General features: G+C 42.1%; 28 protein-coding genes and 5 pseudogenes. 15 read left to right on the forward strand and 18 right to left on the reverse strand.

Annotated elements, in window-relative coordinates; all coding sequences use genetic code 11:
- Positions 1–208 precede the first annotated feature (208 nt).
- Positions 209–844: pseudogene (locus NFS31_RS00995) on the reverse strand (IS66 family transposase); the annotation flags it as partial.
- A 123-nt stretch (positions 845–967) separates the two neighbouring features.
- Here NFS31_RS00995 and NFS31_RS01000 point away from each other — a divergent pair.
- Together NFS31_RS01000 and NFS31_RS27305 are read left to right on the forward strand one after the other, a co-directional pair.
- A complete protein-coding gene (locus NFS31_RS01000) occupies positions 968–1,243 on the forward strand; it encodes a hypothetical protein (RefSeq protein ID WP_251490668.1) in 276 nt (91 codons plus the stop codon).
- Between the two features lie 258 nt (positions 1,244–1,501).
- On the forward strand, positions 1,502–1,702 hold the full coding sequence (locus tag NFS31_RS27305) for a GNAT family N-acetyltransferase (protein ID WP_251490980.1): 201 nt from the start codon (positions 1,502–1,504) through the stop codon (positions 1,700–1,702).
- Here NFS31_RS27305 and NFS31_RS28445 read toward each other — a convergent pair.
- A pseudogene (locus NFS31_RS28445) lies at positions 1,678–1,794 on the reverse strand (DUF6783 domain-containing protein). The gene NFS31_RS27305 and the pseudogene NFS31_RS28445 sit on opposite strands and share 25 nt — an antisense overlap.
- Here NFS31_RS28445 and NFS31_RS27310 point away from each other — a divergent pair.
- Positions 1,759–1,860 (forward strand): annotated as a pseudogene (locus NFS31_RS27310) (DUF6783 domain-containing protein); the annotation flags it as partial. The pseudogenes NFS31_RS28445 and NFS31_RS27310 overlap by 36 nt on opposite strands.
- 389 nt (positions 1,861–2,249) lie before the next feature.
- Here the strand turns inward: NFS31_RS27310 and NFS31_RS01010 are convergent.
- The 3 genes and pseudogenes from NFS31_RS01010 to NFS31_RS01020 form a co-directional block, all read right to left on the reverse strand.
- Positions 2,250–3,071 (reverse strand): PD-(D/E)XK nuclease family transposase, encoded by an 822-nt coding sequence (locus tag NFS31_RS01010; protein WP_251490671.1) that lies wholly within the window; start codon positions 3,069–3,071, stop codon positions 2,250–2,252.
- A 108-nt stretch (positions 3,072–3,179) separates the two neighbouring features.
- Positions 3,180–3,266, reverse strand: a complete 87-nt coding sequence (locus NFS31_RS01015; protein ID WP_251490982.1) for a transposon-encoded TnpW family protein — start codon at positions 3,264–3,266, stop codon at positions 3,180–3,182.
- Between the two features lie 18 nt (positions 3,267–3,284).
- Positions 3,285–4,075: pseudogene (locus NFS31_RS01020) on the reverse strand (ATP-binding protein); the annotation flags it as partial.
- A 235-nt stretch (positions 4,076–4,310) separates the two neighbouring features.
- Here NFS31_RS01020 and NFS31_RS01025 point away from each other — a divergent pair.
- Entirely contained in the window at positions 4,311–4,667 is a 357-nt protein-coding gene (locus NFS31_RS01025) for a winged helix-turn-helix transcriptional regulator (RefSeq protein WP_251490674.1), read from the forward strand.
- An 81-nt stretch (positions 4,668–4,748) separates the two neighbouring features.
- Positions 4,749–5,165, forward strand: coding sequence for a pyridoxamine 5'-phosphate oxidase family protein (locus NFS31_RS01030; RefSeq protein ID WP_251490985.1), 417 nt, complete (start codon positions 4,749–4,751; stop codon positions 5,163–5,165).
- A 112-nt stretch (positions 5,166–5,277) separates the two neighbouring features.
- Here NFS31_RS01030 and NFS31_RS01035 read toward each other — a convergent pair whose 3' ends face one another.
- From NFS31_RS01035 to NFS31_RS01080, 10 genes are all read right to left on the reverse strand, one after another.
- The gene (locus NFS31_RS01035; protein WP_251490676.1) at positions 5,278–6,003 is read right to left on the reverse strand and encodes an SDR family NAD(P)-dependent oxidoreductase; all 726 of its coding nucleotides are present in this window, start codon (positions 6,001–6,003) and stop codon (positions 5,278–5,280) included.
- Positions 6,004–6,051: 48 nt separating this feature from the next.
- Complete coding sequence (gene dmpI, locus NFS31_RS01040) at positions 6,052–6,261, reverse strand: 4-oxalocrotonate tautomerase DmpI (protein ID WP_251490679.1); 210 nt, start codon at positions 6,259–6,261, stop codon at positions 6,052–6,054.
- Positions 6,262–6,288: 27 nt separating this feature from the next.
- A complete protein-coding gene (locus NFS31_RS01045) occupies positions 6,289–6,705 on the reverse strand; it encodes a MerR family transcriptional regulator (protein ID WP_251490988.1) in 417 nt (138 codons plus the stop codon).
- 103 nt (positions 6,706–6,808) lie between these two features.
- On the reverse strand, positions 6,809–7,273 hold the full coding sequence (locus NFS31_RS01050) for a YbhB/YbcL family Raf kinase inhibitor-like protein (RefSeq protein WP_251490683.1): 465 nt from the start codon (positions 7,271–7,273) through the stop codon (positions 6,809–6,811).
- A gap of 18 nt (positions 7,274–7,291) precedes the next feature.
- A complete protein-coding gene (locus NFS31_RS01055; RefSeq protein ID WP_251490686.1) occupies positions 7,292–7,861 on the reverse strand; it encodes a TetR/AcrR family transcriptional regulator in 570 nt (189 codons plus the stop codon).
- Positions 7,862–8,502: 641 nt separating this feature from the next.
- Entirely contained in the window at positions 8,503–8,979 is a 477-nt protein-coding gene (locus tag NFS31_RS01060; protein ID WP_331482418.1) for a tyrosine-type recombinase/integrase, read from the reverse strand.
- A gap of 24 nt (positions 8,980–9,003) precedes the next feature.
- On the reverse strand, positions 9,004–9,300 hold the full coding sequence (locus tag NFS31_RS01065; RefSeq protein WP_016228411.1) for a hypothetical protein: 297 nt from the start codon (positions 9,298–9,300) through the stop codon (positions 9,004–9,006).
- Between the two features lie 3 nt (positions 9,301–9,303).
- Positions 9,304–10,068 (reverse strand): ABC transporter permease, encoded by a 765-nt coding sequence (locus tag NFS31_RS01070; protein WP_251490692.1) that lies wholly within the window; start codon positions 10,066–10,068, stop codon positions 9,304–9,306.
- An 11-nt stretch (positions 10,069–10,079) separates the two neighbouring features.
- A complete protein-coding gene (locus NFS31_RS01075) occupies positions 10,080–10,805 on the reverse strand; it encodes an ABC transporter permease (RefSeq protein ID WP_016284668.1) in 726 nt (241 codons plus the stop codon).
- On the reverse strand, positions 10,802–11,584 hold the full coding sequence (locus NFS31_RS01080) for an ABC transporter ATP-binding protein (RefSeq protein WP_160566847.1): 783 nt from the start codon (positions 11,582–11,584) through the stop codon (positions 10,802–10,804). The genes NFS31_RS01075 and NFS31_RS01080 overlap by 4 nt, the downstream gene beginning before the upstream one ends.
- A 164-nt stretch (positions 11,585–11,748) precedes the next feature.
- Here NFS31_RS01080 and NFS31_RS01085 point away from each other — a divergent pair, with 164 nt between their 5' ends.
- Positions 11,749–12,450: a response regulator transcription factor gene (locus NFS31_RS01085; protein WP_251490695.1), complete on the forward strand. Its 702-nt coding sequence runs from the start codon at positions 11,749–11,751 to the stop codon at positions 12,448–12,450.
- Positions 12,451–12,454: 4 nt separating this feature from the next.
- On the forward strand, positions 12,455–13,825 hold the full coding sequence (locus NFS31_RS01090; protein WP_251490697.1) for a sensor histidine kinase: 1,371 nt from the start codon (positions 12,455–12,457) through the stop codon (positions 13,823–13,825).
- Between the two features lie 317 nt (positions 13,826–14,142).
- Here the strand turns inward: NFS31_RS01090 and NFS31_RS01095 are convergent, their stop codons facing one another.
- Together NFS31_RS01095 and NFS31_RS01100 are read right to left on the reverse strand one after the other, a co-directional pair.
- Positions 14,143–14,511: a hypothetical protein gene (locus NFS31_RS01095; RefSeq protein WP_251490700.1), complete on the reverse strand. Its 369-nt coding sequence runs from the start codon at positions 14,509–14,511 to the stop codon at positions 14,143–14,145.
- A gap of 427 nt (positions 14,512–14,938) precedes the next feature.
- Positions 14,939–15,190 (reverse strand): annotated as a pseudogene (locus NFS31_RS01100) (VirD4-like conjugal transfer protein, CD1115 family); the annotation flags it as partial.
- Positions 15,191–15,303: 113 nt separating this feature from the next.
- Between NFS31_RS01100 and NFS31_RS01105 the strand changes: the two are divergent.
- The 5 genes from NFS31_RS01105 to NFS31_RS01125 all read left to right on the forward strand — a co-directional run bounded on the left by NFS31_RS01105 (position 15,304) and on the right by NFS31_RS01125 (position 17,582).
- Entirely contained in the window at positions 15,304–15,546 is a 243-nt protein-coding gene (locus NFS31_RS01105; RefSeq protein WP_004604838.1) for a hypothetical protein, read from the forward strand.
- Positions 15,547–15,569: 23 nt separating this feature from the next.
- Positions 15,570–16,055, forward strand: coding sequence for a GNAT family N-acetyltransferase (locus NFS31_RS01110; protein ID WP_004604839.1), 486 nt, complete (start codon positions 15,570–15,572; stop codon positions 16,053–16,055).
- 48 nt (positions 16,056–16,103) lie between these two features.
- Positions 16,104–16,592, forward strand: a complete 489-nt coding sequence (locus NFS31_RS01115) for a GNAT family N-acetyltransferase (protein WP_120412421.1) — start codon at positions 16,104–16,106, stop codon at positions 16,590–16,592.
- Positions 16,593–16,621: 29 nt separating this feature from the next.
- On the forward strand, positions 16,622–17,152 hold the full coding sequence (locus NFS31_RS01120) for a GNAT family N-acetyltransferase (RefSeq protein WP_016284634.1): 531 nt from the start codon (positions 16,622–16,624) through the stop codon (positions 17,150–17,152).
- A 61-nt stretch (positions 17,153–17,213) separates the two neighbouring features.
- Complete coding sequence (locus NFS31_RS01125; RefSeq protein WP_016286587.1) at positions 17,214–17,582, forward strand: hypothetical protein; 369 nt, start codon at positions 17,214–17,216, stop codon at positions 17,580–17,582.
- Between the two features lie 103 nt (positions 17,583–17,685).
- On the opposite strand, the gene NFS31_RS01130 is transcribed toward NFS31_RS01125, so the two are convergent.
- Entirely contained in the window at positions 17,686–19,230 is a 1,545-nt protein-coding gene (locus tag NFS31_RS01130; protein WP_251490703.1) for a recombinase family protein, read from the reverse strand.
- Between the two features lie 165 nt (positions 19,231–19,395).
- Between NFS31_RS01130 and NFS31_RS01135 the strand changes: the two genes are divergently transcribed.
- The 3 genes from NFS31_RS01135 (at position 19,396) to NFS31_RS01145 (ending at position 22,441) form a co-directional block, all read left to right on the forward strand.
- The gene (locus NFS31_RS01135) at positions 19,396–19,779 is read left to right on the forward strand and encodes a TnpV protein (RefSeq protein ID WP_251490706.1); all 384 of its coding nucleotides are present in this window, start codon (positions 19,396–19,398) and stop codon (positions 19,777–19,779) included.
- A gap of 533 nt (positions 19,780–20,312) precedes the next feature.
- Positions 20,313–20,528: a transposon-encoded TnpW family protein gene (locus tag NFS31_RS01140; protein ID WP_251490710.1), complete on the forward strand. Its 216-nt coding sequence runs from the start codon at positions 20,313–20,315 to the stop codon at positions 20,526–20,528.
- A complete protein-coding gene (locus tag NFS31_RS01145; RefSeq protein ID WP_251490713.1) occupies positions 20,528–22,441 on the forward strand; it encodes a recombinase family protein in 1,914 nt (637 codons plus the stop codon). Before NFS31_RS01140 ends, NFS31_RS01145 begins: the two co-directional genes overlap by 1 nt.
- Positions 22,442–22,501 lie beyond the last annotated feature (60 nt).

Genomic DNA, 22,501 nt, shown 5'->3' on the forward strand with positions numbered 1-22,501 from the left:
TTTATAAAAACATTCTTTTACAGGTCTATCCCTGCCTCTCTGCGAAATCAGCTTTTCGTCCGATAAGTATCGACTGTTTTTCTTCCGGCAGGCTCTCAAATACGCCCTTGTACCCCTTTTCCAATAAAAGGAGGTAAGCGCCAAATATGAATGCGGTCAGATACAAAATTACCCCAGCCCTTTGTGAGTTGGAGTAATCCACTATAATTCACATGCGATTTTTGATAGATTGAAGTTTTTCACTCCACGGCGCCAGTTCCGCCGGCTGTTCATCGGTCATATCTTTACCTGGCCGATGCTCCGGCAGATATTTGAGATATTCGTAAATATTCAGGCCATGTGCTTTTGCCATCTCAACCATTGTGCAGACTGCTGCACTGGCATTCGCTCCTTCTGCGGAACTGCAGAACAGCCAGTTCTTCCGCCCTGTTGCGAATGGACGGATTGCATTTTCGCTGAGTTATTCGTAAAGCTGCAGCGTCCGTCTTCCAGACAGGCCTCCGCTGTATCCCGCCGGTTGAGAACATAATTTACCGCTTTATCTATCCGGGTGTTCCGGACTGGCTTCTGCTGCCCGAGCCACGACCAAAAGCTCCAGAACAGGTTTTTCCTTCTCGAGACGCATCCGGTTCCGCTTTTCATAATTACCGGGATACTTTTTGTTTACGGAGTCCTCAATGGTGAATAACCGGCTGCAGTGCTGGACTCCCTGCACTGCCGGCTGGCTGTAATCATACTGCCTGCCTTTGGGAACAGCATCGAAAAAGTATCGGCGGATATGTGCCCGGCAGGATCAGCGTCTGATCCCCGGAAGATTGTTGTATCCCTGATATCCATCCGTTTCTTTGCCACATTGTCAAGTGAAGAATTCATTCTTTTTGCTTTTTCATACACAGAATCTTGTAGATGTTCTATAAACGTGCTAAACTGAACACAATAACAAATCAGAATTGATGGAGGGCAAACTATGGAGTATAAGGACTATATTAAGCAAGGCTTGAATGGGAATGCCCCATTAAAATTAATTTTATGCGGAAATATACAGGAGACGGAAAATGATAAAGTAGGTGTTGTATCAGTTGTGTATGCTACAAATGATAAAGACTTAGCAGAACAAAAAATGAATGAATTGATTGCTGCCAATCCTAATAATTATTACATGGTTTACAGTGTGCCACTAAATGTTGATTTGACGGAGCTTTCTCATTATCCTTCAATAGCAATTTCTAAAGATGATTTATAAGAAAAACAATTTCAGTTTGACATACTGGGACATTGGAATTTTGGGGAGGTAAGACAAAGATGAGCGAAATTGTATTTTTAAGATGCGATGGGAATAACAAAGATTTTATAGAAAATTGCAGGTTACTTGACGCAGACTTAGATTTGCGAGTTGGAAAAATAATTAAACGAAATAAGTACGCTCAATATAACCTAAATTGATAAAATAAACGAAGCGATAGTTGTTTATCGAGGCAATAAACCGATTGGTGGTGGTTCGATACGTCCTTATAATAAAAACACAGTAGAGCTAAAAAGAGTGTTTGTCATACCAACTGAACAAGGAAAGGGCATAGGAACTGTGTTGGTTTCTAAACTAACAGAGTGGGCAAAAGAACTGGGATATAAGAAAATGATTTTGGAAACAGGAGAACTTTTAGCGGAATCCTGTCATATCTATTCAAAGCTAGAGTGTGTTTGAAAATTCATTCCTGGCATCTGCACGCGCCACTTCGCGGTATATTTGGGCCAAATTCACTTAACGCAGCCCGCTGCGCCGCGTTCATTTGGCACAAATCTCCCACAAAGTGGCACGCACAGCTACCAGAAAGCAATTTTCAAACACGCTCTAGGATTTAAGCAAATTCCTAATTATGGTGCGTATGTAGATATGCCAGAATCCCTTTGTATGGGAAAAAAATTGTAAATCAAAACAGATAACTTCAAATTTGTGAGGATGAATGTGATACATGAATTGATGTTGATTAGGCCATCTAAACTATATGCAGAACAAGTTATGTCATATAAAGAATGTTACAATGTGGAGATAGTTTTGATGGTTGTGCAGGTCTTGAAGATGTCCAATTATTTAATGAGTGGATTGAATTTGAGAGAAGCTTAAGAGAAAAATATAAAAGCGGATATGTTCCATCAAAAGTGTTTTTAGCGGTAAGGCGAAAAGACGATTTTGTTGTTGGTATGATTGATTTTCGACACCCATTATCGGATTTTCTCAAAAATTTTGGATTTCAATATAGCGTCTTTCTCAACCATTTCCAGTTTGACATACTGGGTAATCGAGATTTATCAAAAAAATGGAGGAAATTATATGGAACAGATATGGAAAGAAATGTTTCAGGCGGCAAAAGCAGTACAGAATGGGCGGCAAATATCTGATTATATGGATGCGGGGGGAGTTGCTGCCGCAATACTATCATCATCAGGAAAATATATGTGGGTGTCTGTGTAGATACCTGTTCTACATTGGGAATATGCGCTGCGTCTGTGCAGGAGAAGTCATGCATTAACTTCCCGATTGGCGTATCTCCACGGTAAACGCCATTTACATACAGTATGTGCGAACCGTCCTCAAATCTTTCCCCGGTTCCTAAAAAACACCGCTCAATCGGATAGAGCGGCAGCCCTTTTCCCATTACGTCATTCTCTGTGATAAAGATTACCCACGTTTCCGGCAGCTTGTCGAAGTCCTCGCCTTTCTTCAAAAGGTTTGCGTCCATCATGATGCTGTTGTACCTTGCCCTTTTTCTCCCGGCTCCTTTGTCGGAGCGCTGTACCTCCACATTCAGTTTCGCCCCTGTGCTGTCCGTAGCCAGGATATCCAGCCTTACTGAACGATTCAACAAATTCTCCACAAATACCTGGGTGCGGACGTCCAGCGCCTTTAAATCCGGCTTTTCCAGCACAATCTGCAATACCAGTTCTATGCTTGCCGTATCTCCCTCAAAACACGTTGTGAGGAAATCATCATCAAGCAGGCGAAAGCCTTTTAGCCTTTGTAAATCTTCCTGATGTTTCTGATCTATCTGTTCCGTCACTGTCAATCTTCCCATCTGCTTTCCTTCTGTTTTCGTATCTCCATACTTTTTATAAACCTCCTGATTGTACAAGCCGGGAGCCAGCGCATTTCTGATTCCCGGCCTGTTTCCGTTATCGCTTTTTTACATCTGCCGTATCTCATTTTTCAGCATACGCTTGATTTTGTCGCTCATGGTTTCCTTGCTCGTCTTGCTGAAATGAACCCGCACAATGTAGGTAGTCCGGCCAATCTTCTTCTCCGCCGCTTTGGTCGCCCTGGCTCCCTCTTCCCGGAAATTCTTACCGGAAAAGAGAACCGGCGCACGCCGTTCCAGTATGCGGTCATAAATCCTTGCGTGGGCAAGGTCAGGCGGGTTCTTGATTTCTTCCAGTTTCAGGTTTGTCGTGACAATCAGCGGCTTCTTGCTCCGATACCGGCTGTCAATGACGGTAAACATCTGCTCCATGGCATACTCGGTATTCCTTTCTACGCCTAAATCATCAATGACAAGCAGGCTGTAATCGTCCAGGCTGGCGATAAAGGCCGCCCTGTCCTCGGCAAACACGCCGGTCAGCCGGTTTCAGGATAGACGGGAAATTTGTCATCAGTACCGGCACGTCACAGTCAAGCAGGGCATTGGCGATACAGCCGGCAAAAAAGGATTTCCCGGTTCCCACGTCACCAAAAAGCAGAAGGCCGGTATTGCCCCGGTATGCCTCCTTCCAATGCTCCACATAAGCGTGTGCCTTCTCCATGACGGGATTCTGGCTGTTATCATTGGTGAAAGGTATAATCATAAAGGTATCTGTCCTGAAGCCCCTGCGCCTTCCGGCATTTGATACGCTCCATGCGTTCCCTCTGTTCCTCCATGGCTTTCCGTTCCTCCTGCGCCTTCTGCTGGCAGGGGCATAGGCAGCGGGGCATGAAATAGTCGGAGCCTCCGAACCTGGGCACAACGGTCTGGCGGCTGCCACGGCATTTCTTACAGTGGATAAGCCCGTCAGCCGGTTCTATGTATTCGTCCCCGGCGAACTCCATATCCCCGGCGGCTCTGTCTATGGCCGCCCGGACTTCTGCGGTAATCTTCTATCATATGGTTTCTCCTTCCTCTACGCTGTAATCCCGGTTCCAGACAGCCAGTTATACACATTACGGCACAATGCCGACTACTACGGAATCCCTCTCTTTATATCTTTAATACAATAGATATATTTGCGTTGATATGATAAAATCATAGAGATACAACAACTGATAAAACCGGGAGGTAATCGACGTGAAAGTACGTGACAGTTATACATGCCCACTGGAATTAACACATGATATTATTCGTGGGAAATGGAAGCCAATTATACTATGGCAGTTGGGAAAAGGTGCAAGTTCTCTATCTGCTTTACAAAATGACATAGTTGGAATTGGACAAAAAATGTTACTACAACATTTGGGAGAATTACAGGATTTTGGAATGGTGCAAAAAAAACAGTTTGAAGGATACCCACTAAAAGTGGAATATTCTCTTACAGATAAGGGCAAACGAATGTTAAATGTTATCATTACTATGCAGGAAATTGGCATTGAGTTAATGAAGGAGGACGGAAAGGAAGATTTTTTGAAAAATAAAGGATTGATATAGATACACACAAAAAAGTGTGTAATGTACAAATAAACCTCTCCCTGTTAGAATGAAAATAAAAACGGGAGGGGTTTTGTAATGATGAAAGATTCAGAGCAGACAATAGGCAATTTAGTAGATAAATCCAGCACAGCTTTTATTAGTTATGTTGACAATGAGGGCTTTCCTGTTACGAAAGCAATGCTGAAACCGCGAGAACGTCAGGGAATAAAAGTATTTTTGTTTAGCACAAATACATCATCAAATAAAGTGAAATTTTTCCGCGAAAACCCAAAAGCAAGTATATATTTTATGGATAGGCGTTTCTTTCGAGGAATCAGTCTAATAGGAACGGTTGAAGTTTTAGAAACAAGTGAGGCAAAAGAACGGATATGGCAAGAAAGCGATACTATGTATTACAAGGGCGGCGTAACAGACCCAGATTATTGTGTGTTGAAGTTTACAGCCATAAAGGGAAGATATTACAGCAATTTTCATTCAGAAGATTTTGAAATCTAATAATTACTAAAAGATAATCAGTGGGGCGACAGTATAAAGTGCTATTGCCCCTTGAATTATAAAAAGCAACCGTAAACCACGCACCGCCCCATGTGGGAGAAGGGGGATTTTTCTATGGCTTTTTTGAAAAAGCAACTAAAAGTTTGTTATACATTCCTGGAATAATAATTCTCTTTCCTTTCATCATTTTAAAATAAGCAATTTCTGCAACTCGTTCCGGCTTCATTACGGCCAATTTGAAAAGCAATGTATTATCTATATTAGCCTTTTTAGCAAATTCCGTCTGAGTTGCTCCGGGACATAAAGTGCTGACTCTAATATTTGTTTTTCTATATTCTCCACACAAAGCATCTGAAAAAGACTTGATATATGCTTTTGTTGCAGAATAAACAGCATCCGTAGGAGACGGTATAAAAGACCCCGTTGAGCCAACATTAAGGATTCTTCCATATCCATTCTCTTCCATGTTTATCAATATACGTTTAGAAAGTTCAGTAACAAAACGTATATGCATATTTATCATTTCAAGTTCTTTCTTTAAATCTGTGTTCCTAAAATATCCACATTCATTAAAACCAGCATTATTAACAAGAATATGAATTTGGATTCCCCACTGCTTTATTTGTTCTATGATAAAATCAACAGCATCTTCTTTGGTCAGATCATAAAGAATATAATTTACTTTCACCTGATATTGGCTTTGCAAAAATAATTGCTGCTGTTCCAATTTTTTTCTATCTCTTGCAACAAGTATTACATTCATCTTCTCACCGGCAAATTTTTCAGCAAGTGCTTTTCCAATCCCGCTTGTCGTCCCTGTAATTAAAACATTTTTCATCCATATTCCTCATTTCCATACTTAATCTAAACTTATAGCGGTTTGATCTTAGTTATGTGACTGCATATACTCTGCTTTCACTTTATCAATTGTTTTGCCACTGATACCGAAATTTTTATCAGGCACTTCCTTTATAGTCGTCATAAAAAATTCTTGCGGTACTTTCATAATCTCAGAAGATACTTCCGTTAATCTCTTAATCAATTTTTCCTTTTGTTCATCTGATAAGGTACCACTTTCAATTGTAATGTAGGGCATTTTCTTTCTCCTTTGCAATTCTACTTTTTAATTTCCGTGCTTGAACATCTTCCATTCTTCCATATATGTTATTTCTTTATATGAGGGCTGTTGTAAAAGTTCTCCGTAAAATATTAATTTCTTTTGCGTTAAAATAAGGGCATTTTGTAGATTTGTTATTTGATTTTCAATATCTTTTATATGGCCCTGTACCATATCATAACGCTGCTTAAGGGTTTTTCCTCCTTGTATTAGCAATTCCACATATTGCTTTATTGATCTGATGGGTATATTTGCCATACGCATACACTGTATCATTTTTATCCATTCAATATCTGTATCCGCATATTGTCTGTACTTTTGGTCTGTTCTGGTTATCTGTGGTATGAGTTTCTCTCTTTCGTAATATCTTAATGTTGCAGTGGAAAGACCTGTTATTTCTGCAGCCTCCTTTGCCGAATACATATCAATCACACCTTCCTTCTCTATCAGCAAATTCTATTGAATATCAGTATTTCAATAAAGTATAAACTATGAAGCGCGCTTCATGTCAATAAAATTCAACCCATTACTCATATTTACCAATGATATTGCCCCGCTGAATCATATATTTCCCCGCTATTTTCATAAAACGGCTCTTTGTAGGAATGCCAGTTAAACCTATCTCTCTATCAAGAGCGTACATTGTAAAACGGTATAAATGCTGTTTGCCCCTGGGTGGTTTGGGGCCGGCATACCGATACAGTCCATAACCAATTCCTTGTCTGGCATTTCCCAGACCTGAAACAATTTTGCCTCCCGGAATCGCTCCGTCTATCTTTTCTCTGGCTGGTATATTAAAGATAAGCCAATGTGTAAAATTCTTAAAGATCGGGTGCTTAATATCTTCAAGGATAATGGCCAGCGTTTTCGCACGTGGAGATAGATTTTTTATGATAAATTCAGGAGAGCAATCCTGCCCCCGCCCTGTATTTTCTACCGGGAATGTCTCTCCATTTTTCATGTTGCTACATTCAAAATTCAAAACATCCATATCTATTTCACACCTCCATCAAACAAACTGCTTATTTTCAAGTTGTCTGATAAAATCATCAACTATATCAGACAGACTTTTCTCTACTGAAAATCCATCATCAAAAAATCCTGCCGTCTCTAATGAAACAAAGCCATGTAAAATGCTATGGTAATATCGGGAATAATACATTATTTTTGTTTTTTCTTTCGTATATTGAGATAATATCTCAAATAAAATTGATTTCACTTCCCGCCCTGCCCCAACCAGATTTTCTAAATTGCTATGAGGAACTTTCAAAATAATACGATACATCTCAGGATTTTGTTTCGCATAGCTATGATACGAGAAAGCAATCGCCCGAAGTGCTTCTCCCTGCTTCTTTTCTGCTACGGCATCCAACATCTCATCTCTTAGCCGGCTTAATGCTAAATGGCTAAGGGAGCTATATAACTCTTCAATTCCCTTAATATGCGTATACAGTGAAGCTGGTTTTATATTTAGCTTCGCTGCCAGTTTATGCAGCGTTAAATTTTCATACCCATATTCTTCTACTAATAATGCCGCTGCTTTAACCACTGCCTCTTTCGTAAGTCCTTGTCTTGGCATAGTTTTCTCCATTCCTAACAATATTAGGAATATTGTATCCTAATATTGTTAGGAAGTCAATATAAAGAAACCAACAGCTCAATTATTCCCTGACAGATACTGCCTGTTTCCTGTCTGGTCATACGCATCCGTACCCGACAACCTCCGACTTCTATTGTAAACGGTATCTACCGTTTACCTCAAATGTAGCAAGCCAGAGTTTTGCCCACTTTCTTCAGATTCACCTCACGATGGACACCCTTGGCTTCGGCTGTATCCTTCCCACTGCCGGGCGGATTGGGGACTTTCACCCGTTAGAACGTGTGCCCACCGGGCACACCAAAAAAATAGGAGTGCCGAAGCACCCCCATTCCCTAAACCCTCTTGCAAAATTCGCAGTGTTGGTTTATAATCATCTTAGAAGCCGAAGGATTCAAGCACGTCCGACGGTTGTTCAATCGGAAACGAGTAATCAATTTTAGAAAAAACGGATCACTGGCTATTCTCTATTCGCAGTAGAGGATAGCCTTTTCCGTTACTTGCGGTTGTGTTTATTGTCTATGTATGTCAAAGCTGCTTATGTATAGTGATTTATTATGGAAAGTCTTTTTCCTTTTTCCCATTTTTAAGGGAATCTTACGAAGAAAGACTTTCCATAATTATTAAATGAGTTCTTTTAACCATGCAATCAGATCAGCTTTTTCCTGCCTGTCAAATTTTTCTTCCGGAAGTATGGATGCAGATGCTTCTTCTATTGCCTTTCTTTTTATTTCCGGGTTAGCACGTGCATAGATTTCTGTAGTTGTAACGGAAGAATGACCGAGGAAATCCCTGATATATACAAGGTTGACACCACCTTCCAGCAGATGCATGCTTTTACTGTGGCGCAGTGTGTGCGGAGACACTTTATCAGGATATAAAACAGGATTCTGCTCCCGCGCCAGCCGGACATATTTTTTCAGAATATAAGCGATTCCCGCTCTGGTGAGCTTTTTCCCTGAATGACTGTAAAACAGCGGCATTTCTGCTGAAATCTGTTTTGTGTCCGATAAATAGTTTTTTATTATATTTGCAGTCTGCGGCATGAGTGGGACGATCCTTGCTTTATAATCCCAACTACAATTATGGTATTCAAATATTTATTCAATATTTTCACACTCTCCTTATTGAAGAAAAGTTAAAAACAATGCCAGAACAATAATCCCACTAACCAGTAAAAGTAACAATCCACTGATAATTGTAGAGATAATATTTATCAGGCTCCGGCTTTCATTATTTTTAACACAGATGATAGACAGACACAGCCCAGTAATAACACAGGCAATATTGATACCACTCCAAACTGTACGTATTCCATCGGGCAATATGATTTGCAAAAATGCAGGAATCAGTGTTGCAAAGGGAAGTATACTGATAATAAGGGCGATAATACTTATATTTTGTAATTTTTTCTTCTCCATAGTTTACCTCATTTCTTTCTTACCAAATTTTCTAACAGCCAACAAAAGAGCTAATATAAAAACCACTATTGCACATGGCAAAAATGGAAATACCGAAAATATTGTACTTGTGCCTTCTGCCGTAAAATCATGTAACGAACAAGATACCAAATAACCACTGTAACAATAAGGATATGCAATCCAAAGCGGTGTATTGGCTATTAAAACGCCGGGAATAACAAGAAACAGATTAAATCCTACGGAAAGCAATGTTTTTTCAAACAATACTGTAATTGCCCACATAGCTGCTAGACAAGGCAGCATTGTAAGAAATAATCCTGCACACCACTTTATAAGATAAAGCAATGGTAAAGTTTCTGTGATTCCTGCCATGTGTGTAGCAACAATACCAGAAATCAAAAACACAATAAGAAAAACAACCATTTCCATAAACAGGCAAAACATCAAAACACCAAATTTTGCTAAAGATAAAGCATAACGGCTAACTGGCAATGCCAACATCTTCAGAATACCATTATGCTGTGTTTCACGCCCTGCAATCATCACGCATACAACAATCATGGAAAACGGTAACAGATAATAGGCATAGACTAATGCGCTTTGAATAAACATTGCAGACCACGCATTTGTATATTCCGGAGAAAAGTACCTGCTTAAATTGGCAATCCCCGATATTACTACCAACAAAGGTGCAATAAATATCAAAGGAACGATTTTTGACCGCTTTACCTTTTTAAATTCAATTTTCAATAAATCAAAAAAATTCACACAAATCCCTCCTATTCATAACGTAAATGTTTCGCCATCCACAAACCCATTCCTAAAAACAAAAATGTTTCTGCCATAGATATAATAGCTATTTCATTGTCAGGCTGTGCGCTCATGGCAACAGCAGGCTTTAACATTACAACAAATGGGTGAACCAATAATAAACTAACATTTGAATTTGCCAAAGCCATTCCGCTTAGAAATCCGGCAACTCCAATTCCAAGAGGTATCCACATATTTTCAAAACGTGAGGAAACCAAAACCATAAAAGATAATGTCGGCATAGAAGTAATAAAGGAATATACCGTAAATTTAAGCAAAGTGCTTATTTCAAAAGTGCCTTTTGGCAAGTCACTGATGCCGATTTTTAACAGAGCCAAATTCTGTAACACAATCGCTGCCAAAAGCAACACTGTTAAAATCAGGAATTTGCACAGATACATTTTAGGAACGCTGATTGGCAGCATATACATCTTTTTAATTGCAGTTCCTTTAAATTCCATGTTATAAACCATGCAGGCAGCTACAACAATACCAAACATATTCAAAACCATAATCATTCCGTAAAGCTGTGTTAAAAGAACATCCATCGGAGCCAGCGGAAGATTCAGTAATGTATCCTTGCGTACAATAAAATTGACAAACGCATAGGCGGCACCCAAAACACCAACTAACAACAGCAGCGGAATAACACCAGTCCTTTTTTCTTTCCGAAGTTCAATGATAAGAGTATTCATAATTGCGCCCTCTGCTTTCTGGCTGCGTTATCCTTATCAATCATGGAAAGGAACATATCTTCCAGATTAGCCGAACTAATCTTATTGTCTGCTGCGAAACCTGCCTGTACTGCATTCTGCCTAAGCTCGTCAAGACTTCCCTCAAACAGCAGCCGACCATGATTAAGAATACCAATGTCATCTGCCATCAGTTCTATTTCTGACAGCATATGAGAAGATATCAAGACAGTACAATCATAAAGGCTCGGCAATGACTTTATCAGATTACGGATTTCGTGAATGCCGGAAGGATCAAGACCATTTGTAGGTTCGTCTAAAATCAGGATTGGCGGACGTCCAAGCAAAGCACCCGCAAGCCCAAGGCGCTGTTTCATGCCCAACGAATATTTTTTTGCAAGCCGATTACCAAACTCTGTCAAACCGACTAACTCCAATGCATCATCCACCGCATTCTCCGGCAACCCCAAAATTCTGCGGATAATATCAAGGTTTTCCCGACCTGTCAAATTTGCATAAAAAGACGGAGATTCGATAAAAGAACCTACTTTCTTTAAAATGCTAATCCGGTCATCTGGAAAACGACCTCCGTCAACCGTGAAACTTCCACCCGTAGGCGATGTCAGCCCCAACAACATCTTCATTGTGGTAGATTTTCCTGCTCCATTAGGACCGAGAAAGCCATAGATACTGCCTTTCTGAATGTGCATGGAAACCTTATTGACCGAAATAAAATTCTTATATTTCTTTGTCAACTGCTCCGTTGTAATAATATAGTCCATAAAAAACTCTCCTTTCTTTTTTCTTTAATCTATACCCCCAATCTGACATTAACTTTCTCGTGTCCTTACTTTTACCTTACTTTTTTGCCATAAGATTCCGAAAACCGTTCCGTTATGCTATAATGTTACTGTTGTTATTGATTGATTTTTTAAAGGTGTAGACAATGGAACAATCATTTTTGCATACAAAAAAAATTCTGTTGGTTGATGATGAACCGGAATTGTGTAAATTAGTAATCGACATTCTTTCAGATGACGGTTTTTCAAATATCATTGATGCAGGCACTGCCCAGACCGGACTTAACTTTGCCAGGCAGGAAAAACCCGACCTTGCAATCCTTGATGTTATCCTGCCGGACGGGGACGGTTTTTCCCTTATGAAGAAATTACGGACATTTACAGATATTCCAATTATATTTCTGACAGCCAAAGATGAAGCGGCTGATAAACTTGCAGGCTTAGGACTTGGGGCAGATGATTATGTGGTAAAGCCTTTTTTGCCACAGGAGCTGTTACTGCGTGTCCATGCAGTTTTACGCCGATGTTATAAAGCAGATTCCCCATTATTAGAGCTGGAAGGCTGCACGATAGATTTCAGTCGTGCCGAAGTTAATAAAAATGGAATTATAGTTACTTTGACCGCAAAAGAACACACACTGTTAGAAACGTTATCCCGCAACGAAGGGAGAATTGTAAGCATTGATGCCTTATGCGAGGCATTATGGGGCGATAATCCTTTTGGGTATGAAAACAGCCTGAATGCCCATATCCGGCGCATACGTGAAAAAATTGAAACTGATCCTTCAAAACCTGTATCACTCATAACCATTAAAGGACTTGGTTATAAATTAAATGCAAGGAAGTGAAGCCATGAAAGTATTCAGCAAATATATTTCAAAACATTTACTGTCTTTTATTGGACTTATTTCATCTCTTGTTGTGTTGAACATAGCTGCATTCGCTTTTACATTTTACAGTGCAGTATCAAAAAACTTTGGAAGTACCTCTCCACAGAATATGCTAAAGGAAGTGGCGGCAGCTTCCTCTTCCAACGGCATAACGGACGAGGCAGAAAGAATGTTAATAACCAACTTTTTATGGGCAATGTATCTGAATACAGAAGGCTCCTGCAATTGGACTGTGAATTTACCAGAGGAAATTCCAACTGAATATTCCATTCAGGATATTGCAATATTTTCTAGAGGATATTTGAAAGACTATCCCGTATTTGTATGGAGTGATGAAAACGGCTTATTAGTTATTGGTTATCCCCAAAACAGCTATATGAAAATTACCAGCAATTATTATCCCATTGATACGGTTCGTAAAATCCCTCTCTTTTTTCTCGGCATCCTTGTATTCGACCTGCTGGTTCTGTTTCTCGCCTATTCACGTTCTAAAGCGAAAATCAGCAAAAATACAGAGCCAATTATATCCTCGATTGCAACCTTGTCAGAAGGGAAAAGCATCAACCTTTCTGTAAGCGGAGAACTGTCAGAAATAGCTGACAGTATAAATAAAGCATCCAATATCATCAGCCGCCAAAACACCGCACGGGCAAATTGGATCAGCGGTGTATCCCATGACATTCGCACTCCGTTATCCATGATTATGGGATATGCGGATAGAATTGTTAATGACAAAAATGCCAGCAACCAAATTAAGGAACAGGCTGCCGTTATATCCCGGCAAAGTATCAAAATAAAAAATTTAGTGCAGGACTTGAATCTCGTGTCAAAGCTTGAATATGAAATGCAGCCTCTACAGAAAGAAAATACCCGGCTTTCAAAACTATTACGTTCCTACGCGATAGACCTGATAAACAGCGGTCTATCGGAGTCCTATTCTTTAGAGGTAAATATTTCTCCTGACTCCGAAAACAGCATGATAGAATGTGATACAAAACTGATTACACGAGCCGTAAATAATCTGGTTCAAAACAGCATTCACAGCAATCCCAAAGGCTGCATAATTACTTTGTCACTGCAAATAACAGAAAACAGACTGCTTTTAACCGTTCAGGATAATGGTATTGGTATTTCTGCTGAAAAGTTAGAAGAACTGAAAAACAAACCACATTACATGGAAAGTATCGATGACCGCTTAGATCTTCGTCATGGTTTAGGACTTCTCTTAGTACGGCAGATTATTGAAGCACATCACGGAACAATCGACGTAGAGAGCAGACTGCATGAAGGCTATAAAACTAACATATACTTCTCGAGCAATCCCAGACCGTGAACATATTACAAAATCGCATCATGGAAAAGTGTATAACTGCCTATTCCGTTATGGATAACTATATTCACAGCACATGGAAAAGCAAAGTGCAGCTTTCCCACGTCCTGCAAACATAGTTACCCACAACTCCATAAAATAGGCAGTTATACACTTTTCCACAATGCTACTACGCCTACGGAATCCATCTCATTCATTCCCTTTTTATAACTTTTAGACATTATGTCCAAAAGCAAAAAGCCCTGCATATTATCGTACACAGAGCCTTTCTAATCTTTTTTATCCTCTACATAGAGTGTTTTCTTTTCGTAAAACTCATTTTATAGAGTTATACCTGCCTTTTGTGCGAAGTCAGCTTTTCTCCCGATAATTGCCGATTGTTTTTCTTTTGAAAGGCGGCTGAATACTTCCCCATAGAGAATATCATCTAACTTCATTTCCTTTGCTGTCAGATATAGTGTTGTATTAAACCATTCCTGCCAAAGCGCATCAAACAATACCCTGCTGTCCGTAAAGGTTGCATCTTCTTCAAATCCATACGGCGGCTTATAATATTTCAATTCCACAAAACCATATCTGCCCGCATCAAGCACTACGATATTTTCCATTTCATACAGCTCCGCAAACGCATACGCCACCTTTTGGCACTTTGCCCGTTCTTCCTCTGTGATATAAACCTGCTTTTCCATATTGATTTACCTCGTTTCTTCTAAGATTTTACCATGTTTCTTTTATGAGGGCTATCTACATACACCAGATTTTCACTTTGCTTATTCTTCCCATTTTTCACTTTACTCACAATTTACACCTGTTACCGCTGTTGTAAAAATGCCATGTTTCTACCTCTTTCTTTCTCAAAAATAGTTTTTGTCTGGTTTCTGAAAGAGTTTTTCATGTTAAAATGCCCTGCCTTATGGTAAAATAAAGACAGGGCAATCCTTTGGGAAGAACCCTGCGGGCATCCGGCACATTCAGTTTGGCGATTGGCTGTGCCGGGCGCTTTGTTTTTGTCCTTTCCCAAGTACATTCAAAACTCCGTTCCACTTCTGGACTTTTTGTCCAAAAGTTTTGTAGCTGGTTGACGGGTTCCATATTCAGTTTTTCAATATTCAGTTGTCATGCTTCAATCACGCCTGCATCCTCCACCTCATCAACGGTGTCATTGTCCCTGACTTTCGCTTTACACAGGTTCTTTACATATTTTTCGATGTCTAAGGCGTTCTTGTCATCAAAATCGGACAGAAGGCGGTACTGCTTATGCTTTGTGATGTCAAACTTATTGGAGAAAAAAGGTCTTACCCCTCTAAGCTGCATGATGCACTTCCCTCCGTCCATGACTGCAATCTCATCTTGGCTCATAAGCTCTTTGACACATTGTCAAGTGAAGAATTCATTCCTTTTGCTTTTTCATACACGGAATCTTGTAGATGTTCTATAAATGTGCTAAACTATAGCAAATCAGAATATAAGGAGAAATATATATGCGTATTTGGAAAATAGTATTTTCGGTTCTGACAGTTGTTTTTGGTTCTATTGGATTGATGAAATTACTGCCTTATGATATAACGTTACCTATTATGTTTGTGTTTATGGGATTAGTTATGTCATTAAATGCGAAAGAATGCTATGATAAAAAATCGAAAACAGATGCTGCTATTTTTGGCGGAGTAGCAATTTTTGTTTATGCAGTCACAGCATTTAATTTGGTTAGCCGATTGCTATAATTCAAATTTGCGAGGGAAAATATATGATTAGAATAAGACCATATAAAGCTTCGGATGTAGATACGATATTATCGTGGTGTCAAGATGAAAAAGCATTTTATCAATGGACAGCAGGTGTACTTGGTAATTACCCAATAACACAAAATGAATTTTGCTTTGTTGAATCTCTAATGCCGTTTACTGCATTTGATGAAACTGGAATTGTTGGTTTTTTTACACTAAGGAATCCTGATGAATCTTTGGATGAATTACGCTTTGGATTTGTTATTATAAATCCTCACAAGAGAGGAAAAGGCTATGGAAAAGCTATGCTCCAGTTAGGTCTAAAATTTGCATTTGAAATATATGGAGCAAAAAAAGTATCATTGGGTGTTTTTGAGAATAATCTTCCAGCTTATTACTGTTATAAGGCAGTCGGTTTTAGCGACGTAGTTCTTGATACAACAGAAAGATATTGTATTCTGGGTGAGGAATGGAAGTGCAAAGAATTGATTATGGAAAATAGATAGATTCCAGTTTATAGATTTGAACAAATCGGTATTTAAGGAGTTGTTGAAATGGAGATTAGATACATCACCAAAGATGATAATCCTCTTGAAATAAGCAAAATATATGAAAGTAGTTGGAAATACGCATATAAAAACATTATTCCTCAAAACTATCTTAATAGTATTCCAACGGGGCAATGGGCTAATAGTATCAATAAAATTGGTATGAATAACCTTGTTCTGATAGAACATGGGCGTCTTATAGGTACTGCAAGTTTCTGTAAATCAAGATGGGAAAAATACAGCGAATATGGAGAAATCGTTTCCATATATTTTTTGCCTGATTACATTGGAAAAGGATACGGTAGGTTATTGCTTAACAAGTGTATTAAAGAATTAAAACAATGCGGATTTAGTAAAGTGCTTTTATGGGTTTTGGAGGATAATCATAGAGCAAGAAAATTTTATGAAAAAAACGGATTTATTTATTCAGAAGTATTTCGGGATGATAATATCAGTGGGAAAGATATAAGAGAGGTATTGTATTTCCTTGTATAGATAAATTCAAATTTGTGAGGATGAATGTGATGCGTGAATTGATGTTGGTTAGGCCATCTAAACTATATGCAAAACAAGTCATGTCATATAAAGAAGAAATGTTACAATGTGGAGATAGTTTTGATGGTTGTGCAGGTCTTGAAGATGTCCAATCATTTGATGAGTGGATTGACTTTGAGAGAAGATTAAGAGAAAAATATAAAAGCGGATATGTTCCATCAGAAGTGTTTTTAGCGGTAAGGCGAAAAGACGATTTTGTTGTTGGTATGATTGATTTTCGACACCCATTATCGGATTTTCTCAAAAATTTTGGGGGTAATATTGGATATAGTGTTCGTCCGTCAGAAAGACGAAAAGGTTATGCGTCTGAAATGCTGGGATTAGTTTTACCTTTTTGCCGTGCGTTTGGAGAAAGCAAGGTTTTAGTAACCTGCGATAAGCGAAATGTAGCTTCGCAAAGGACGATTATTAAAAACGGTGGAGTGATGGAAAATGAAATTGTTGATACAGTGGGATTAAGTAAAAGTGGCATTATTCAAAGATTTTGGATTTCAATATAGTGTCTTTCTCAACCATTTCCAGTTTGACATACTGGGAAATCGCAATTTAAAGGAGAAAATTATGAATATAGAACAATTTTGGAAAGCCGTTCTTGCCCAAGATGAAAGAGAAATTAGAAAATACTTTCATGCAGAAGCCTATGTAAATTGGCATTGCACCAACGAGCATTTTACGGTGGATGAATATATTGTTGCGAATTGTGAGTACCCCGGAGAATGGGACGGACTCGTTGAAAGAGTAGAAATTGTGAATGATTTAATTATTACAGTTGTTCGTATCTATCCCAAAGATAGAAGTATTTCTTTTCATGTGACTTCGTTTATTCAAACAAAAAACGATAAAATTACAGCAATGGACGAATATTATGCCGATGATGGAATGGCACCACAATGGAGATTGGATAAACGCATTGGGACACCTATCAAATAAATCCCAGTTTTTTCTGGAAGCCGGAGAATAGGGAACCCGGCTTCTTTTTCGTGTACGGGCAAAAAGAAAACCCTTCCCCCAAAAAGAGAGAAGGGCATTGCCGTTATTCTGTTACCGCCGGTATCTCCCCGACAAAGTTATAAATGATTTTGATTTCCTGAAATTTCTCCCCGTCAACCTTTTTCACCTCCCCCACCAGAATCCGGCTGATAAGGCGGTTTAAGATACCCTCGTCCAGTTCCCGGACTGCGGCGTACTGCCTGATTTCCCGGATAAAGGTGCGGACATCACTTTCCTGCTCGTTGGAGCGGCGCAGGGAGAGTGCCAGTTCTTTAAGCTGCTTCTGGTTTTCCTCCTGTTCCCGCTCCATTGCCGCCGTCAGCTTCACAAACCGCTGCTCGGACAGGATTCCCTTTGCCTTGTCGGTATACAGGTTCAGGAACATATCGTCAATCTCCCGGTTCCTTGCTTCCAGCCGCTCCCGTTCCTTCTCCATCTCCGAAGCGTCCGCCAGATACCGCCGCTCCATGCGGCTGCTGATCCGCTGGTAGAACGATTCCACGTCTTTCAACGCCATTGCCGCAAGTTCCTGAATATCCTTCAGCACAAGGTTGTACAAATCCCTCGCTTCCACCTTATGGCTGGTGCAGGCATCCTTCCCAAGCCGGTTATACGTCTGGCAGATATAATACGCCTTGTCTATCGGCTCCCGTTCCCCGCCGGTAAAGCGGTTCTTCCCGGTTCTGCCCACCTTCTCATAGCGTACCTGCATGGACTTCCCACAGGTGGCACAGTAGATAATGCCGTGGAACAGGTTGTAGAAGGGGCAAGCGTTCCCCTCCATGATAGGCGGGCGGCGGTCAATGAGTTCCTGCACCTTTTCCCAGTCCTCCGGGCTTACGATAGCTTCATGGCAGCCCTCAAGCACTTCCCATTCCTCACGGGGAATGATGTCATAGGTGTTGGAGCGGATTCCTTTCTGGTGCGTCCGGCAGACAAGATGTGCGCCCTTGTAAAACGGGTTCCGCAGGATATGGCTAATCCTTGCGCTCCCCCACGAATAATAATTCACGTCACATTCCGTATTGCTTTTTACCCGTGTGATGGGGATTTTATCCTCCATAAGCTGTTTGGCTATCCGCATACACCCCCAGCCGTTTAAGGCAAGGTCATAGATTCTTCGGATAGTCGGCGCAGTGTCCGGGTCAAGGATAAGGTGTCCCCTTTCCTCCGGGTCACGCATCAAGCCAAGGGGCGGCTGCCCGCCGCAAAACTTCCCCTGACGGGAGCGTGTCATGCGCCCGGCCAGCACTTTCTTTGAAATATCCCGGCTGTACATATCATTCAGGATATTTTTGAACGGCGTTATATCCATTTCCTGCCTTGTCAGGCTGTCCACGCCGTCCGTGACCGCTATATACCTTACATTGTGTTTCGGGAAAAAGATTTCGATATAACTGCCCGCTTCAATATAGTTCCTCCCAAGCCTTGAAAGGTCTTTGGTTATCACGCAGCCGATTTTCCCCGCTTCAATGTCGGCAATCAGACGCTTAAACGAAGGGCGGTTGAAATTCCTTCCTGTATACCCGTCGTCCACGTAATACTCGTACCGGGGCATACCGTTCTTTTCAGCGTAATCTTTGAGCATAAGTTTCTGAGAGTTAATATGTAGAGGGTGGTTTCTGCCACCAAATACATATGACTGCGGCTCATTTGTGGTGAATAGGACTTGCGGTTGTAGGAAAGGAGATAAAGCCCATATCGCATTATTGGTAGCCGCTACCGAAAACTTTTGAAATGACGGAGGAACGCTATGGAGGAATTGAAACTGAGCATCCATGACGAGGCAATCGGCCTTGATTATGTCCTTGCCGGGGACTACTACATCCCGGCTATTGGACTGCCGGAGGACGATGACCGCCCCATCGGGAAGTGGGGGCGGATGCACCGGGCGTATCTGGAGGAAACGAATCCGCTTCTGCTCAACCACCTGATTTTGACAGGCAAGCTGCACAACTACCTTGCCGACCTGGACGAGCAGGCGCAGGATCGCTATCGGCTCATCATCAGGCAGATGGCCGCCGAGGGCGTGACTGAGGACTTGAAGCGCCGATCACAGTGGGAATGGGTCAAGGCCATGAATAGCATTGTAAACCGCGCCGAGGAAAGTATCAAGCGAGAACTGATTTATACATGACTTTCACCCGGCATTTGCACCAGCGCAAGAGTGTACAGGCTTCCGCAAGGCTCCCTCTATGGGCGGAACCTTGCGGGAGTTTTTCCTTTGCATTTGTACCATCGCTGACCGCCTATTCGCCGCCTCCCTCAAAAATTTTCTTCGGCAGGGCTTGACAAGAACGAATGTTTGGATTATAATGAGTTCATATTTAAACTGAATATTTGATGTCTATATAGTACACATATTTCATTTGGCAGATACATAACCGACTGCGGAAAAATCCGTGGGCGGTTTTTTGTATCTGCTTTTCCTTTCTCATACATAACCAAAAATCCAGAAGCAGAAAGGTGGTGTGATTGACAACTGAACGACCGTCCAAGCAGCTATCACGCCGGAAAAGTATGCCATGACCGAAAGCGAGCGTACCGAGGGTGAGACACAACGGCACAGCACCAGCAAAGGGATATGCCTGCCAGGAACTGCTTCGGGGAAACGGCTTCCCATATCAGAAATTTCTGTTTTTGAGTTTCAATGATATGAGAAAGGACACCATGACGAAAAACAACGACAATCAGAACTGCCAGTATATGACCCGGCGTATCGGCTCCACCACCTACAAGGTGAAAGTGGTCTTTTCCGACAACGGCGGTGAGACGATGGAAGAAAAAATTCTGCGGATGATCCGCAATGAGGGGCTGCAAAACGGTGGAGAACGTGGTATGATGGATGCACCACAAATGAGCCGTCAGTCTGAAAGGAGCGCATAATGAGCTCAACGCAGGCTGAAAAGAAAATCACGGCTTTATACGAGAGACTCTCTCGTGATGATGAATCTGCTGGGGACAGTAATTCGATCGTGAATCAGAAAAAATACCTGGAGGGCTACGCTGCTCAGCACAGCTTTTCCAATATCGTCCATTACACCGATGACGGATGGTCGGGCGGCAACTTCGACAGGCCGGCGTGGAAACGGCTGGTGGCCGACATCGAGGCTGGGAAAGTGGCTCTGGTACTCACCAAGGACATGAGCAGAATCGGCAGAGATTATCTGCAAACCGGTTTCTATACGGAAGTCCTCTTTCGCAAATTCGGAGTGCGCTTCATCGCCATCCGGGTCAAGGGCGAGTCCGGCAAGCCCACCACCAACTGCGCTATCTACGGCTACAAGAAAGACCCCAACGACAAATACCACTGGCTGGTTGATGAGGAGGCCGCCGCTGTTGTGCGGCACATCTTCCAGCTTACCATCGAGGGCCACGGGCCATATGAGATCGCCACAATGCTCTGCGAGGAGAAAATCGAGACGCCTGCCGCCTATTTCGCCAGACAGGGCCGAGGCGTCTGGAAAAGCAGGGAGGACATCCCCCGGCCTTATAGCTGGAACGGCTTCGCAGTGGGGCAGATACTTTCCAAGCCGGAGTATATGGGCCATACGGTCAACTTCCGCACCCACAAAGAATCCTACAAAGATAAGCGAGCCGTTGTCCATTCGCCGGAGGACTGGCTGATTTTTGAAGACACCCATGAGGCTATCGTGGATAAGGAGACCTGGGAGCTTGCCCAGAAACTGCGGAAAACGCCCCGCCGCCACGACACCATCGGCGAGGCCAATCCCCTGACCGGGCTTCTCTACTGCGCCGACTGCGGCGCGAAGCTGTATAACCACCGCTCACGGGGAACCGCCGCCAAGCCTTATTCGTCGGACTGGTTCGATTGCTCTACCTACACCCTGGCTCGTCAGTCCCATGACACGGCTTGCAGCAATCACCACATCTCCACCAAAGCACTGCGGACGCTGATTCTGGAAACTATCCGGGCGGCCAGCACCTACGCCATTTCCAACGAGGCCGAGTTTATCCAGAAGGTCCGGGCGGCGTCCGAAGTCCGGCAGGCGCAGGCGGCAAAAGATTTGAAGCGCAAGCTGAACAAGGACAAGCGGCGCTGTGAGGAACTGGACACCATCATCAAGAAGTTGTACGAATCCTACGCGGTGGGGCGCATCGGAGAGGAACGCTTTGACACTCTCCTTGCCGGGTATGAACAGGAGCAGACTGCACTCTGCCAGTCTGTCACGGAGGCGGAAGCGGCTCTGGACAGCTTCGAGCAAGACACCGCCAATGTGGAACGCTTCCTTGCCCTGGCAAAGAAGTGCACGGATTTCTCGGAACTGACCACGCCGATGATAAACGAGTTTATCGAAAAGATCATCGTCCATGCCCCGGAAAAGATAAACGGCGACCGGACGCAACAAGTAGACATTTATCTGAAATTCATTGGGCGGTTCGACCTCCCCGCCCCGGAGTTGACGCCGGAGGAAGAAAAGCGGCAGGCTGCCTTGCACAGGCATCGGGTCAAGAGCCGGGAACGCTATCAGAAGATCATGGCCGGCGAACACGCAGTCGGCCAGCCGTTCAAGCTGGTCTGCAAATGCTGTGGGGAAGAATTTGAATCCACGCGGTCGAATACTCTGTTCTGCGGCTCGAACTGCCGGGCGAAATCCTACCGACAGGAAGCGGCGGCAGGCAGGAGCCATGAATGTGTCTGCGGGAACTGCGGGAAAGCATTTACCACCACCAGAAGCGATGTGAAATACTGCTGTGAGGCTTGCCAGAGGAAAGCGCACAGTAAAATGCGGTATCGGCAGAAGTGGGCAGAGGAACAGGAAGCAGAAATCGTATAAACACGATGATGGGGCGGGTCAGATATTTTTGGCCCGCCTGTCCTATGGAAGAAAGGGATA

It is taken from the genome of Otoolea muris (assembly GCF_943193115.1).
Lineage (GTDB): Bacteria > Bacillota > Clostridia > Lachnospirales > Lachnospiraceae > Otoolea > Otoolea muris.

Bases quoted from the DNA above. Each gene is read 5' to 3' on its own strand.
- NFS31_RS01000 (WP_251490668.1), top strand. From the start codon at position 968: ATGGAGTATAAGGACTATATTAAGCAAGGCTTGAATGGGAATGCCCCA.
- NFS31_RS01010 (WP_251490671.1), bottom strand. From the start codon at position 3,071: ATGGGAAGATTGACAGTGACGGAACAGATAGATCAGAAACATCAGGAA.
- NFS31_RS01030 (WP_251490985.1), top strand. From the start codon at position 4,749: ATGAAAGATTCAGAGCAGACAATAGGCAATTTAGTAGATAAATCCAGC.
- NFS31_RS01035 (WP_251490676.1), bottom strand. From the start codon at position 6,003: ATGAAAAATGTTTTAATTACAGGGACGACAAGCGGGATTGGAAAAGCA.
- dmpI (WP_251490679.1), bottom strand. From the start codon at position 6,261: ATGCCCTACATTACAATTGAAAGTGGTACCTTATCAGATGAACAAAAG.
- NFS31_RS01045 (WP_251490988.1), bottom strand. From the start codon at position 6,705: ATGTATTCGGCAAAGGAGGCTGCAGAAATAACAGGTCTTTCCACTGCA.
- NFS31_RS01050 (WP_251490683.1), bottom strand. From the start codon at position 7,273: ATGGATGTTTTGAATTTTGAATGTAGCAACATGAAAAATGGAGAGACA.
- NFS31_RS01055 (WP_251490686.1), bottom strand. From the start codon at position 7,861: ATGCCAAGACAAGGACTTACGAAAGAGGCAGTGGTTAAAGCAGCGGCA.
- NFS31_RS01065 (WP_016228411.1), bottom strand. From the start codon at position 9,300: ATGGAGAAGAAAAAATTACAAAATATAAGTATTATCGCCCTTATTATC.
- NFS31_RS01075 (WP_016284668.1), bottom strand. From the start codon at position 10,805: ATGAATACTCTTATCATTGAACTTCGGAAAGAAAAAAGGACTGGTGTT.
- NFS31_RS01080 (WP_160566847.1), bottom strand. From the start codon at position 11,584: ATGGACTATATTATTACAACGGAGCAGTTGACAAAGAAATATAAGAAT.
- NFS31_RS01085 (WP_251490695.1), top strand. From the start codon at position 11,749: ATGGAACAATCATTTTTGCATACAAAAAAAATTCTGTTGGTTGATGAT.
- NFS31_RS01090 (WP_251490697.1), top strand. From the start codon at position 12,455: ATGAAAGTATTCAGCAAATATATTTCAAAACATTTACTGTCTTTTATT.
- NFS31_RS01095 (WP_251490700.1), bottom strand. From the start codon at position 14,511: ATGGAAAAGCAGGTTTATATCACAGAGGAAGAACGGGCAAAGTGCCAA.
- NFS31_RS01105 (WP_004604838.1), top strand. From the start codon at position 15,304: ATGCGTATTTGGAAAATAGTATTTTCGGTTCTGACAGTTGTTTTTGGT.
- NFS31_RS01110 (WP_004604839.1), top strand. From the start codon at position 15,570: ATGATTAGAATAAGACCATATAAAGCTTCGGATGTAGATACGATATTA.
- NFS31_RS01115 (WP_120412421.1), top strand. From the start codon at position 16,104: ATGGAGATTAGATACATCACCAAAGATGATAATCCTCTTGAAATAAGC.
- NFS31_RS01120 (WP_016284634.1), top strand. From the start codon at position 16,622: ATGCGTGAATTGATGTTGGTTAGGCCATCTAAACTATATGCAAAACAA.
- NFS31_RS01125 (WP_016286587.1), top strand. From the start codon at position 17,214: ATGAATATAGAACAATTTTGGAAAGCCGTTCTTGCCCAAGATGAAAGA.
- NFS31_RS01130 (WP_251490703.1), bottom strand. From the start codon at position 19,230: ATGCTCAAAGATTACGCTGAAAAGAACGGTATGCCCCGGTACGAGTAT.
- NFS31_RS01135 (WP_251490706.1), top strand. From the start codon at position 19,396: ATGGAGGAATTGAAACTGAGCATCCATGACGAGGCAATCGGCCTTGAT.
- NFS31_RS01140 (WP_251490710.1), top strand. From the start codon at position 20,313: ATGACGAAAAACAACGACAATCAGAACTGCCAGTATATGACCCGGCGT.
- NFS31_RS01145 (WP_251490713.1), top strand. From the start codon at position 20,528: ATGAGCTCAACGCAGGCTGAAAAGAAAATCACGGCTTTATACGAGAGA.